This window comes from Candidatus Phytoplasma fabacearum, from assembly GCF_030586805.1.
GTDB lineage: Bacteria > Bacillota_I > Bacilli_A > Acholeplasmatales > Acholeplasmataceae > Phytoplasma > Phytoplasma fabacearum.
Genome location: NZ_JAOSIM010000004.1, coordinates 1 through 14,493 on the forward strand (window position 1 = coordinate 1; position 14,493 = coordinate 14,493).

The 14,493-nt window shown below is 21.0% G+C and carries 11 protein-coding genes; 5 read left to right on the top strand and 6 right to left on the bottom strand.

The features are described 5' to 3' along the window. Positions 1 to 108: 108 nt before the first annotated feature. From rpmE to nrdE, 5 genes are all read right to left on the bottom strand, one after another. Entirely contained in the window at positions 109 to 333 is a 225-nt protein-coding gene (rpmE, locus tag OC705_RS01025) for a 50S ribosomal protein L31 (RefSeq protein WP_304512505.1), read from the bottom strand. 169 nt (positions 334 to 502) lie between these two features. Then, positions 503 to 1,753: a serine hydroxymethyltransferase gene (gene glyA, locus OC705_RS01030; RefSeq protein ID WP_304512507.1), complete on the bottom strand. Its 1,251-nt coding sequence runs from the start codon at positions 1,751 to 1,753 to the stop codon at positions 503 to 505. 37 nt (positions 1,754 to 1,790) lie between these two features. Continuing rightward, the gene (gene dnaN, locus OC705_RS01035; protein ID WP_304512504.1) at positions 1,791 to 2,930 is read right to left on the bottom strand and encodes a DNA polymerase III subunit beta; all 1,140 of its coding nucleotides are present in this window, start codon (positions 2,928 to 2,930) and stop codon (positions 1,791 to 1,793) included. Positions 2,931 to 2,941: 11 nt separating this feature from the next. Then, complete coding sequence (dnaA, locus tag OC705_RS01040) at positions 2,942 to 4,393, bottom strand: chromosomal replication initiator protein DnaA (protein ID WP_304514022.1); 1,452 nt, start codon at positions 4,391 to 4,393, stop codon at positions 2,942 to 2,944. A gap of 45 nt (positions 4,394 to 4,438) precedes the next feature. Continuing rightward, positions 4,439 to 6,976 (bottom strand): class 1b ribonucleoside-diphosphate reductase subunit alpha, encoded by a 2,538-nt coding sequence (gene nrdE, locus OC705_RS01045; RefSeq protein ID WP_304514023.1) that lies wholly within the window; start codon positions 6,974 to 6,976, stop codon positions 4,439 to 4,441. A gap of 2,033 nt (positions 6,977 to 9,009) precedes the next feature. Between nrdE and OC705_RS01050 the strand changes: the two genes are divergently transcribed. From OC705_RS01050 to OC705_RS01070, 5 genes are all read left to right on the top strand, one after another. Next, on the top strand, positions 9,010 to 9,867 hold the full coding sequence (locus OC705_RS01050; protein ID WP_304512501.1) for a hypothetical protein: 858 nt from the start codon (positions 9,010 to 9,012) through the stop codon (positions 9,865 to 9,867). Then, positions 9,864 to 10,892 carry a tryptophan--tRNA ligase gene (trpS, locus tag OC705_RS01055; protein WP_304512500.1) on the top strand — a complete coding sequence of 343 codons (1,029 nt, stop codon included), beginning with the start codon at positions 9,864 to 9,866 and terminating at the stop codon, positions 10,890 to 10,892. The genes OC705_RS01050 and trpS overlap by 4 nt, the downstream gene beginning before the upstream one ends. A 261-nt stretch (positions 10,893 to 11,153) precedes the next feature. Next, the gene (locus tag OC705_RS01060; protein WP_304512499.1) at positions 11,154 to 11,903 is read left to right on the top strand and encodes a YitT family protein; all 750 of its coding nucleotides are present in this window, start codon (positions 11,154 to 11,156) and stop codon (positions 11,901 to 11,903) included. 57 nt (positions 11,904 to 11,960) lie between these two features. Further along, positions 11,961 to 12,878: a tyrosine-type recombinase/integrase gene (locus tag OC705_RS01065; protein ID WP_304512506.1), complete on the top strand. Its 918-nt coding sequence runs from the start codon at positions 11,961 to 11,963 to the stop codon at positions 12,876 to 12,878. Between the two features lie 32 nt (positions 12,879 to 12,910). After that, positions 12,911 to 13,909 carry a DNA polymerase III subunit delta gene (locus tag OC705_RS01070; RefSeq protein WP_304514024.1) on the top strand — a complete coding sequence of 333 codons (999 nt, stop codon included), beginning with the start codon at positions 12,911 to 12,913 and terminating at the stop codon, positions 13,907 to 13,909. A 20-nt stretch (positions 13,910 to 13,929) separates the two neighbouring features. Here OC705_RS01070 and OC705_RS01075 read toward each other — a convergent pair whose 3' ends face one another. Continuing rightward, the gene (locus tag OC705_RS01075) at positions 13,930 to 14,493 is read right to left on the bottom strand and encodes an L-threonylcarbamoyladenylate synthase (protein ID WP_304512497.1); all 564 of its coding nucleotides are present in this window, start codon (positions 14,491 to 14,493) and stop codon (positions 13,930 to 13,932) included.

Below are 14,493 nucleotides of genomic sequence, written 5' to 3' on the forward strand. Positions count from 1 at the left end.
GCAATCCGCTTTTATGGTCTGCTATAATCCGACATTCTTTCGTTTGACTGACCGACCATATCCTTTCAGGGTTTATCGGCCCTGGCTATTGGTTAGATAGCAAGAAATTTAGGCCTCTTTGGCGCCCGATGATTTACCATAGCGTTTATAAAATTTATCAATTCTACCGGCAACTGTAACAAAAGATTGTGAATTAGTATAAAAAGAATGGCAATTAGAACAAGTTTCGATTTTTATTTTTTCTACAGTAGTTCCGATTTTATGTTTTTTATGACAAGTAGCACAAGCAACTTCAATTTCATAAAAATTAGGATGTTGAATAGTCTTTTTCATAAATCAATCCTTTCTAAGTAAATAAATTAGTATTTTTATAATAAATAAAAATAAAAAATATTTATAATTAAGATTTTAGAAAAACATACCAATACATTTTAACATATTCACAAGATTTAAATTAAAATTAAATTTAAAATAATTAATAACATTAAAATTATATTAATATTTAATAATCTAAAGAAGGATATTTAGCAATTAAGGTTAAAACTTCTTTTTTTATTTGCCCCAAAATAATATCATTTTGATAATTTATCAAAGCGCGATTTATCATATCAGCTACTTTAATAAATTCTATTTCTTTAAAACCTCTTGTAGTCATAGCAGCAGTTCCTAGTCGAATCCCCGAAGGATAAAAACCTTTATTTTTATCAAAAGGAATAAAATTTTTATTAACTATAATATTAATTTTTTGCAAAACATCTGCTGCAATCTTACCATTTAATTGTGGATTATTATAAGTAACATCAATTGTTAATAAATGATTTTCTGTAGTACCACTAATTACACGATAACCTAAACTTATCAAACGATCAGCTAAACACAAAGAATTTTTAACAACTTGTTTTTGATATAATATAAAATCATCTTTTAAAGCTTCTTGAAAAGAAACAGCTTTAGCGGCAATAGTATGCATAAAAGGTCCTCCTTGTGTTCCAGGAAAAATTCCTTTATTAATTTTATTAATTATTTCCAAACTATTTGTTAAAATAATTCCTCCTCTAGGACCTCTAAGAGTTTTATGAGTAGTAGAAGTAACTACATCGGCTTTAGCGAGTAAAGGGCAAGGGTGCAACTGGCTTACTACTAATCCCGCTATATGAGCAATATCTGCCATTAAATAAGCATTAACTTTATTAGCAATTTGACGAAATTTTACAAAATCAATTTTTCTAGAATAAGCAGAAGCTCCTGCTATAATTAATTTTGGTTTCACCTGATAAGCTATTTTCAGAATATTTTCATAATCAAGAATTTCTGTTTCCGGAGAAACACTATAACTAAAAGAACGAAAAAAAATACCAGAAAAACTTAAAACAGAACCATGAGTTAAATGTCCTCCTGCATCTAAAGACATACCCAAAATAACATCATGAGGTTTCAATAAAGCTTGTAAAACAGCCATATTTGCTTGAGTTCCTGAATGGGGTTGAACGTTCACATATTTAACATTAAATAATTGTTGAGCTCTTAGAATCGCTATTTTTTCAATTTCATCAACACAATTACAACCATTATAATATCTTTTATCAGGATAACCCTCTGCATACTTATTAGTTAATATACTTCCTTGAGCTGCTAAAACAGCTGAAGATGTAAAATTTTCAGAAGCAATTAATGTTAAACAATTTTTTTGTCTTTTTTGTTCTTTTAAAATTAAATTGTATATCGCAATGTCGCTTTTTTTTAGATAATCCATCATATTAATAAATCACCATGTTTTTATTTTAAATATATTAATTCCGGCCAATAACAGGGAAAACCAAATACAATATACTAGCATCTTCTTCGCTACAAATAACAAAAGATGTCGCAAAACTATCAAAAATAATTTTGAATTCTTTAACAGTAAATACCTTTAAAATATCTTCTAAATGTTGAACATTTAAAAAAGTTTCCACATTTTCTTTAGCAAAAACCTCACTAGCTTTTAATTGTTCCGAAGCTTGACCAATTTCATCACTATTAGCTGAAATTTCTATAACATTATCTAATCTAATATACAATCTAATAATATTAGAAAAAATATTCTCTTCTTTAGTTAAAACTAAAGAAACTCTTTCTAAAGTTTTTAAACAATCTAATCTATTTATTTTTACAAAAAAAGGAAAAGAACTAGCCTTAATAATAGGCCACGCAGGATATTTACCTTCTAAAAGAGTAGTTTGAAACAATAAACTGTCACATTGCAAAATCATTTTTTGTTTATTAATAGATATGCGAACAAACTCATCTTTTTGATAATCTAATAATTTATATAATTCTTCTAAATTTTTATAAGAAACAGTAATGTTAAAATCGAAATAATCCAAATCTAATTGTATTTCTTTTTGCGCAATCCGAAAAGTATCTGTAGCTAAAACTCTTAAAATAGAATTTTCATAAATAAAATTAACTCCCATGAGAGTTTTTTGTTGTTTATCGCGAGAAGCAGCAACATTAACTTCTTTGATAATTTTTTTTAAAAATTCATTTTTAATAATTAAAAATTTATCAGATTCAAAATCGAAACTAACAGGTGGAAAAAATTGCAAATCAATAACTTTTAATTTATATTCAGAATTTTTAGAATTAATAAATAATAAATAATCTTCTACAAGAGTCATTTCTAACGAACAAGAATCAATTTTTTTGATAATATCAACTAAATATTTGCCTATGATTACTAAAGAACCGTTTTTTTTAATTGATAAATCAGTATCTTTAATTTGTAATTGAATGTTTTTATTATAATCCATTGCTTCTAAATAACAAACATTATTTAAAGTTTTAATTTTAATATAATGAAAAATAGGAAAAAGAGTTTTAGGCGGAAGTATTTTATAAATTTGTAATAAATAGTGTAATAAAACTTCCTTTGTAATTTCTAAATGCATAATTGTTTGAATTAACCCTCCAAAGCCAGATTATCATTATTTAACTTTAACATTATTTTCTGAATATTTTGTTCTAAATTTTGATCTACTTTAATTTTGTTTTTAATTCTCTGATAAGATTTTGAAATAGTCGAATAATGCCTTTTATTAAATAAAAATCCTATCATTTCATTAGAAATTTTATTTCTCTTTTTAATTAAATAAATAGCTATATCGCGAGGCAAAGAATATTGGGGATCTCTTGAATGACCATTTAAATCACTTACTTTAATATTAAAAGATCGGCTAACAACTTTCTGAATTTTCCTAATATCATTTTCTTCAGGAGAAATATTATTTTTATTCTTTAAAAGAGGTTCTAAAGCGATTAATGAATTAGTTAAATTCATTTCGAAACCATAAATTTGGGTATAATTCAATAAACGCAATAAAACTCCTTCTAATTCACGAATATTATCGCCAAAATGAGAAGAAATGAAATATAAAACTTCTTTATTCAATTTATTTCTTAAATTACTTGGCATTAATAATAACTTTTTCTGAATAATCCTTAAACAATGTTGTTGATCAGGTTTCTTAATGTCACCTACTAAACCTGATTGAAAACGATTTGTTAATCTACCCATAATTTTTTTTAATTGAGTTACAGGTTTATCACTGGTAATAACTATTTGTTTACGTTGAGAATTCAAATGATCAAAAAGCTTAAAAAACTCTATTTGTGTATATTTAGCATTTTCCATCATTTGAATATCATCTATTAATAAAACATCTAAATTTCGATATTTAAAATGAAACTCGTCCATTTTATCTTGTTTTAATTTAGAAGTGAATTCTTCCATAAATCCTTCAGCTTTCACGTACAAAATTTTTTTATTGGTATTTTTTTGAATCATAAAATTACCTATAGCATGCATTAAATGAGTTTTACCTAAACCAACATCTCCGAAAATATACAAAGGATTAGCTCTTAATAATATTTCTTCATTAGCAGTTTTTTTAGCGATTCGAAAAGTAAAATCATTGCTTTCCCCTATAACAAAATTATCAAAATTATATTTAGCTTCCAAACCAGTAGAATAATTATCATTATAATTCAAATTAAATTCTTTCAAATCAAAAGAATCAATATTTAAAGATTTATTTTTATCAAAATTATCAGAATTATTAGTATCTATGATATTGCTTTTATCAGAATTAGTTAACAAATCTTTGTCAGACAAAAATTTAAAAAAAATGTCATTATCAGAATATTTTTTAGAAATTTCATTAATTAAATCTAAATAATTCATTAAAATAATTTTAGTTTTAATAAAATCACTAACCAAAATAAAAATAGTGTTTTTTTCTATTTTATAAGGATTTTTCATATTAATAAAATTAGCTTTAAACACTTCTGGACTACACCTTAAAGACAATTCCTCTACCACTTTATCTAAAACTTGTCTTACCGACAATGACATAATCATTTTCTCCTTAGGGAATATTTTTTCATATAAAAAAAATAATTAAATAGAACATGCTTCGCATTCGGATAATTTTAATTTTCGAGTTCTAGTATAATAAAGAGTTTTTATTCCTTTATGATGAGCGTATAAATAAAGTTTTTGCAATTCTCTAGTATTCATATCAGAATTAATGCATAATTCCAAAGAAATACCTTGATCTATATGTTTTTGCGCAACCGCTATAACATTTATTAATTTAAATTTATCAATTTGATAAGCAGTTTGGTACATAAAAGAAAAATCAGACAAATAAGGAGCTGGAAAATAAGTTTTAGAATTTCCATAAGTTCTTTCTTCAACTAATTGTTTGATAGGCGTTAGAGAGGATGTGGTAGACATAACATATCCAATCGAACCATTAGGAGCTATAGCTAATCTATGTGAATTCCATAAACCATACTCCATAATATTTTTACGTAGTTCATCCCAATCTTCGTTAGTAGGCAATTCAATATCTTGAAAAATATTTTTGATTTTCGGAATTGTAGGCATAATAGCTTTTCTATTTTTAAAATATTCGCCACTAGCATAAGTTGATTTTTCAAAGTTAAAGAATTTTTGGCCTGTTTTTTTTGCTTTCAAATTAGAATGCAATAAGGAATAATAATTAACAGCATTAAAAAAAACATCAATCAATTCTAAATTTTCTTCGCTGCCGAATTCTATCATATTTTCTACTAAAAAACTATGATGACCCATCATTCCAAAACCAACACTTCTATTTAATTTATTAGCTTTACATACTCCCGGAACATAATGAATATTACTTTTTATAGAAACTGAATTCATCAATTCCATAGCTAAAAAAACAGTCTCTTTAATACTTTTGTTTTTAATCATATTACCCATATGACCAGAAGATAAATTACAAGAAATATCCATGCCAATCATATCTTTATCTCTTTGATCATAAGGAGCATAATGAGAAGTTAAAGAAGGTTGTAATATTTCTGTACATAAATTTGAAAATTTAATTTTTTGGCTAGAAGTATTTTGTTTATTAGCATTATCACAAAACATAATATATGGATAACCAGATTCACCTTGTAATTGAGCAATTGTTTCTAATAAATTTCTAGGATTTATAAATTTTTTATCAATATCAGAATCATTAACCAAAATATCATACCATTTATCCATTTCAACACTAACATCTGCAAAATTAATTTTATATTTTTTGTAAATACTATGAGGATAAAACAAAGCCATCATTTTATTTTCTTTAGCTAAAGAAATCATTTTATCAGATACTACAACACCTAAAGATAGAGTTTTTAATCTGATATCATCATCTGCATTCAATTTTTTAGAATTTAAAAAATCTAAAATGTCAGCATGATGAGCACTCAAATAAATAGCAACAGCTCCTAATCTATGTCCCATTTGATCCGCATAACGAGAAACATAGTCTAAAATTTTAGCTACACCAATCACACCCTTACATGCATTAGCAATTCCTTTGATAGATTCTCCTTTAGCTCTTAAATTAGATAAATTTATCGAAACTCCTCCACCTATTTTAGACAATTGCATAGTAAATTCTATAATACGAGATATATCATTTAAAGAATCTCCAGCCTCTAAAAGAAAACAAGAAACAAATTCTCCTCTTTTTTTAAGTCCACTATTTAATAAAGTAGGGGTAGCTGGAGTAAAATTTTGTCTGATTAAACTATTAATTAATTTCTTAGCCAATTCAAAATCTCCAGATCCATGATATAAAGAATTAATAACTAAGCGATCTTCATAAGTTTCTAAATAATTCTTTTTATCCCTAGTTTTTAAAGAATAATCTTTATAAAATTTATAAGCACTTATAAAAGAATTAAAACGGAAATTATAATCATATGCTATTTTGTAAATTTCTTGAATTTGATCGAAAGAATAAAATTTTAAAAAATCTTCTTCATAATATTCGTTATCAATTAAAAATTTTAATTTATCAGATAAATTATCAAACTTCTTTAATTTAGGCTTAATTTCTTTAGATAAATAACTTTCTAAAGCCTCTAAATCTTTATTAAGATCCTTAATATTACCATCTTCATCTATAATTTGATTATTCAAAATGATCCAATGAGGAATCGAATTATTATCAAAACATTTATTTTGATTATTAAAAGAATTTTTATATTTATAATCCAAACTAAAACTCACTCCTATATTAACTCCTGATTTATTATAATTTTCAATCCATTTATTTAATTTTTGAACATCTTCCGAAAAACCCTTCCCTTCAAACTTCATAATTAAAGGGATACCGAATTCCTTAGAAGCAACATCTCCAGATCTAGCATAATTAAAACCATAATTTTTATTACCAGAAGAAGCCAAACCTATAACTAAATGAGAATATTTTTTCAAAAAATCTCTAGCTTCTTTAGATAATTCTCCGAAACCAACTGTTTTAATTACTAAAATAATTTTATCATTATTATCAACAAATTCTGATATATGTTGACTAGGATAATTTAATTTTTTTACAAAATCATAAACATTACCTTGTTTTAAACCATCATAAACAATCTTCAAAACCATCACCTATTAATTTTATTATTTAAAATTCGAATTTATTATAATTTTTTTCAATAACTCTATTATATAACATAAATAAATTTTTAAACTTAAAACAAAAAAATAAAAATTGGATTTAAGAAAAAATAAATTTAATAATAAATTAAAAAATTTGAATTCTCTTAGATTATTTAATTTATTATTAAAATTTTTAATATATAAAAAAATTAAATATATAAAATTTAATTATTTTTTAAAAATTTTTAAATAAAATAATTTTAAAAGGAAAAATAATTAATCGATTCACACTAACTATTATTATATAAAAATTTTTTCATTTTCTTTTTTATAAAATTTAATAAAAAAAATATTTTATTTAAAATATTTAAATAATATTTTTATAAAAATGTATATATTTTTATATATATCTTTTTTATATATTAATTATAATTTTTAAAAATATTTATAAATTTATATATTTATTTTTATTTATTCTTATTTCTTTATTATTATTGAATGTATTCGAAGTATTAAAAAATTAAAATTAATTAAAAATATAGAATTAATCATAACTTATTTAAGTTAAAATCTAAAAGTTATTCACATTTTAACCATACTTATTCACATTTTAAAGATACTTATTCACATTTTAAAGATACTTATTCACATTTTATTAGAAAAAACACCCTACTTATTCAAAACTTATTCACATTTTGATTTTGAATTTTTAATATTTTTAATAAAAAATCAATAAATTTTTTAAAAAATGAATTTAGAAAAAACTAAAAATATGTAAAAAAACTTAAAATCCGATTCTTAAGGACACTTATTCACATTACTTATTCACAAAAAAAAATTTTTTTTATAATTAAAAAAGATGCCCAATACATATTTTTTGAATTTTTACTTAAAACTTATTCACATTTTTTTATCAAGTTTTTGAAAATTTTAATTAAATATTTAAATATTTTTTATTTAAATAAGTAAATTAAAAAAATGAAATCAAATTATAATTGGATATATAAGCGAAAATAAAATAAAAAAATAATATTTTATATTTTATTATTCAAAAAATATTTTTTTAATTATTATTTTCATTACATGTTAAATGAAATATTTTTTCATTTTCTTTTTTATAAAATTTAATAAAAAAAATATTTTATTTAAAATATTTAAATAATATTTTTATAAAAATGTATATATTTTTATATATATCTTTTTTATATATTAATTATAATTTTTAAAAATATTTATAAATTTATATATTTATTTTTATTTATTCTTATTTCTTTATTATTATTGAATGTATTCGAAGTATTAAAAAATTAAAATTAATTAAAAATATAGAATTAATCATAACTTATTTAAGTTAAAATCTAAAAGTTATTCACATTTTAACCATACTTATTCACATTTTAAAGATACTTATTCACATTTTAAAGATACTTATTCACATTTTATTAGAAAAAACACCCTACTTATTCAAAACTTATTCACATTTTGATTTTGAATTTTTAATATTTTTAATAAAAAATCAATAAATTTTTTAAAAAATGAATTTAGAAAAAACTAAAAATATGTAAAAAAACTTAAAATCCGATTCTTAAGGACACTTATTCACATTACTTATTCACAAAAAAAAATTTTTTTTATAATTAAAAAAGATGCCCAATACATATTTTTTGAATTTTTACTTAAAACTTATTCACATTTTTTTATCAAGTTTTTGAAAATTTTAATTAAATATTTAAATATTTTTTATTTAAATAAGTAAATTAAAAAAATGAAATCAAATTATAATTGGATATATAAGCGAAAATAAAATAAAAAAATAATATTTTATATTTTATTATTCAAAAAATATTTTTTTATATTATATAATTTAAAAAAAACAATATTGAAAATTATTAATCAAATTTTTTATTTTAATAAAAATTAGAAAAGTGAAATTATAAAATAAAATATAAAATTTTATTAATTTTTTAAATTAATTTTGTATGTTTTTTAAAAAAATTAGAAAGGTTTTTAATTAAATTAAAAAAATAGTTAATAATTGTATGATTAAAAATTCAATAAATATAAAATATAAAAGCAATTCTGTTAATTTTTTAAATATTAAAAATAAATTTATTTTTAAATTACTTTTATTCTTATTAATATTTGCTATTTTTTCCGATATATTTATCATTATTTTTTATAAAGTTGATATTTTTGATATAAAAAAAATTTTTAAAAAAATATTTTTTCATTATAGATTTTTTACTAATCAAATGATTTTATCTATTTTATCTATTTTATGTATTTTTTTAGTTGGAATGGAAAATAAAGAAAAACAAAAAATTTTTGTTTTAATAACACTAGTTAATTCTTTATTAACCTTTTTTGTTTACAATATGATACTTGCTCCTATTTGGACAGAATATAATGATTTTAATGTTTTTTGGAATTATTTTCAAAAAAATATTTTTTTTAATTCAAAATTTTTTAAAAATATTTATGAAAGTCATTTTTTGAGTATTATTCAGCATACTATTATTCCCTTAAATTTTTTTATAATTTTTATTTATTTACAAATATCTAAAATTAAAACTAAAGAAATTTTTTTGTCTTTTATTCATCCTTTAATTTATTTGTTTTTTTATTTTTTATGTTTATTAGAACCTCTTAAAACTTTTTTAGATGTTAATTGCACATTTGACAAATGTTGGTTTCCTTATCCGAATATTCAATGCGATTATAATCTTCATAAAACTAAAGTTTTTGGAGAACCTATTTTAGGAATTAATTATTTTAGCGGAAAAATAGCAGTTTTTTTGAGAGAATTTGTTTTATTTATATTATTTTCTGTATTTTTTTACATTATTTTTAGAATTAAAAATAAATCAATTAAATTAAAAAAGGATTTTTATTTATGAATAGTAAATTTTTAAAAAAAAAAATTATTATTACTGGAATAAAACCTAGTGGAGATTTGACTTTAGGCAATTGGCTTGGTATTATTCAACCTTTGATATTGATGCAAAAAAAATTTTCTGAACAATATGAATTTTATTTTTTTATTGCTGATTTACATTCTTTAACAACTTTTTCTAAAGAATTTGATTTAAAACAAGTAATACGGAATATGACAGCTATTTTATTATCTTCTGGTTTATCTTTATCTAAAACTATTTTTTTTCTTCAATCAGATATTTTTGCTCATACATATTTAAGTTACATTTTAGAATGTAATACTTATTTAGGCGAATTAAATAGAATGATTCAATTTAAAGAAAAAAACAAAAACAAATCATCAAATGTAAAAGTTTCTCTTTTAACTTATCCTATTTTAATGGCATCTGATATTTTACTTTATGATGCTGATATAGTTATAGTCGGAAAAGATCAAAAACAACATTTAGAGTTGACTCGTGATCTAGCTATTCGTTTTAATTCTTTGTATGGAAATTTTTTTAAAATTCCAGAATTTTTAAACATAGGTTATACTATTAATTCTTTGACTAATCCTGATAAAAAGATGAGTAAAAGTAGTTTCTTGGATAAAGATCAAGATAAAGGTTGTATTTTTTTATTAGAAGATTTGAATAATATCCAAAAAAAAGTTATGCAAGCGGTAACTGATAATATAGGTAAAATAAAGTATGATCCTCAAATGCAACCCGGAATTTCTAATCTATTAACAATTTATGCAGGTTTGAAAGGTATTGAAATTTCTCAAGCAGAATTTTTATTTTCTAATTATTCTTATAGAGATTTTAAAATAAAATTAGCATTTTTGATTGTAGAAAAAATTAAAATTATTCAAAATAATTTTAAAAATATTATTAATGATTTTATTTTAGAAAATACTTTATCTAATGGAGCTTTTAAAGCTAATACTATATCTCAACAAAAAGTCAATAAAATCAGAGAAATTTTAGGAATTAAATATTCTATTTAATAATTTTTAATAGGATATATATATTAATTAAAATATTTTTTTGATTATTTAAAATTGTGTATTTTTAGCATTTAAAAAATTTTCTAATAGAAATATTAAATAGAAAATTTTTTGGATTTGAGTTATATTATGATATAATCTACACATATAAATACATCTAAATTTATTTTCTGATTTTTTATAAAAAAATTGGATTTTTGATTTAATTGCTTTCTGGTTTGGTAAAAAAATATTATAAATTAATTAGAAAAGGTTATTTTTGTGATTAAAAAAGAAGAAAATACCAACATTCTTTCTCAAAATAAAAAAATTAATTTTAATTTCATTTTAATCAATATATTTTTATGTTTTTTTTATTGTTTAGCTGATATTCTTTTTGTTAGTGGTAATTATAAAATAAATTTATATGTTACAGGAGTTCACGGCATTGGCGATGCTATTGCAAAAGTTTTGAAAAGTAATTTTACTATTTTTAAACAAAATCCTTTATTTGTAGGTGTTTTTGCAGCATTTTTTTATCTTTTAGTTAATTTTATTTTGTTCATTTTTATTGCTTTTCCTAAACTAGATATTAAATTTAATATTACTACTCTTTTCAATACTATTTTTATTTTTCTTTTTTTAACTATTTTAACTATTTTAGTTAACGGCAACAATGGACTTGTTTGGAACAAAATGCAAAATGTTTTTGGTCTTTTCGATTACGAGGGGAAGTTTTGGTTTAGTAACTTATTAAGAGTTTTTATGGTTTCTTTGATAACTGGTGTTATTGGTGGAATTTGCATTAGAATTGGTGGTTCTACAGGTGGAATAGATATTATTTCTAAATATTTATATATATATAAAAAAAAGGATATTTCTTTGATTACTTGTATATTTAATTATTTCATTTCTATTATTGCTACTTTTTTAATTTATGCCACAACACAAGAATTTTATTGGGAATCTATTTTTTTAACTAATCTTGTTAAAATACCTTTAACAACTTTTTTTATGTATTTAATTATTTGAAATATTAATAATGATTAGTTTAATAATTTTTGAATTAAGGAATTTTTTGTGAATATAATGATTGAAAATACTTTGAAAAAATTTAAAATTTATTTATTACAGGAATTATTATTATCACACAATACTATAGAAGCTTATTTAACTGATACTAAACAATATTTAAATTTTTTATTTCATATTTTGAAATTAAATCATCCTAAAAAAATAAAAAAAAATCATGTTTCTGATTTTCTTAATTATATTTCCAAAAATAATAATTTAAGTAGTAGAACAATAGCTCGTAAGATTATTGTTATTAAAAAACTACATTTTTTTTGGTTGTTAGATAAATGTATAAATCAAAATATTGTTGAAAATTGGAAAATACCTAAAATTACTAGAAAATTACCAATTGTATTATCTTCTGAAGAAATTATTATTTTTTTAAATAAACTAAAAAATAATAATTCTTCTGTTATAAGTTTTCGTGATAAATTAATGTTCGAATTAATGTATAGTTCAGGACTAAGAATATCTGAAATTTTAAATTTAACTTTATCATCTTTATATTTGGAAAAATTTCAGATTTTTATTATTGGTAAAGGCAATAAAGAAAGGTTAGTACCAATAACCAAACACGTTTCAAAATTATTTAATTATTATTTGAAAAAGATTAGACCTTTGTTTGAATTATTTCAAGATAAAAAGAATGATTGGGTTTTTTTAAATTATCAAGGTTTTCGCTTATCTAGACAAGGTTGTTATAAAATTTTTAAAAAGAATATTTCATTAGCTAAAGTATCTTCGTGTTCTCCTCATACTTTAAGACATTCTTTTGCTACACATTTATTAGAAAATGGCATGGATTTAAGAATTTTACAAAAAATTTTAGGCCACGAAGATATAACTACTACTCAAATTTATACTCATATAAGTCAAAAACATCTAAAAAAAATTTATTTAAAATGTCATCCTCGTGCTATTGATTCTGATTGATTTTTTTATTAATAGAGGTGAATTAATAAGTGTTGTCTACTACTTTATTATGTTATAAACAGTTATTTTTTTTGGAAAAAAGAAAACAACAAATTATTTCTCTATCTTTTGAACAAAATTATTCTTTTTGGTTTTTTAAGTTTGATGCTGTTGAATATTCTAAAATTATTTCTGATATTCAAAAGCATTTATATACTTTTAATTATTTTTTAAATACAAAAATTATTTTTATAGAAAATATTTCTGTTTTATTAGAATCGAAAAATAAAGTAGATTTATCTTTCTTGTTTGATTTTCTTGAAAAACCCCAAAAAAATATTATTTTATTTATTAGTTTAGAATTCAATAGTGTTAATTTTCCGTATTTATATAATAAATTAAAATCTTTTATGAATGTAGAAGAAGTTTTTGCAATTAATAGTTCTCGAGATTTATACAATTATATTTTGAAATCATTTGAAGATGATAATTTTAAAATATCTTTTGATATAAATATTTTAGTTAAAGAATTAATTAATTATTATCGAGGTGATTTATTTTTATTAGAACAAGAAATAAACAAAATAAAATCTTATTATTTCAAGGATAAAATAATTGATGATTTTTGCATAATTAAAGAATTAATTTTTTATGAATCAGATCAAAATATTTTTTCTTTAATTAAATTATTAGTAGCTAAAAATACTTTAGAAAGTTATTTATTATTTGTTCATTTGACAGATAAATTTCAAAATTTTTTTACTATTTTTTTCCAAATAATAAAAACATTACAAGAATTAATTCTAATTTATCTTTATTCTTTAAACAATAGTAATGTTTCGTCGATATCTTCTTGGTGCAAATTTTCTTTCGCTAAAACTTCATTTTTTTTAAAAGAAATTAATAATTTAAATATGGAATTTGTTTATAAATTATTTTTGTTAAATTTTAAATTTTTTTATAAATTAAAAATAGGTGTTATTAAATTTTCAGAATGTTCAGATGTTTTTGTTCAACTAATTATTTATAATCAAAATTTAGAGGATTTTTAAATTAAAATAATGCAAATTTATTATTTTTGATCATTAAAAGTTGCAATGAATTCTTTTATATTGATAGATCCTATTCTTAATATTTTAAAATTATTATTAATTATTTCTATGACTGTAGAGGGTATGTTAGATGAATTATAATTATTGGGAAATATTTTTTTTACTTTGTACTGGTAAAGTGTTTTAATAATTTCAAAATTATTTAAAGGTGGTTGTCCACTTTTATTCACAGAAGTGGTTTTTAAAGGTCCTTCTTTTTTTAATATTTCAAGAGCTATAGGATGATTTGGCATTCTGATACCAATTTTATTTTCTTTAGTTATTTGGGAATATTTTTTGTTAGTATTAACTATTAAAGTTAAAGGTCCTGGCCAAAATTTTTTAGATATTTTTTTTATTTGGTTATTGATTTGTATAATGTTTTTTATTTGTTCTAAATTATAAAATAAAAGAGCCATCGGTTTGTTTAGAGCTCTTTGTTTTAATTTGTAAATTTGATTTAAACTTTGATTGTCATGCCAAGGCGCGCCCATTCCGTAGACAGTATCTGTGGGAAAAATAATTATGTTATTTAAGTTTTTCAT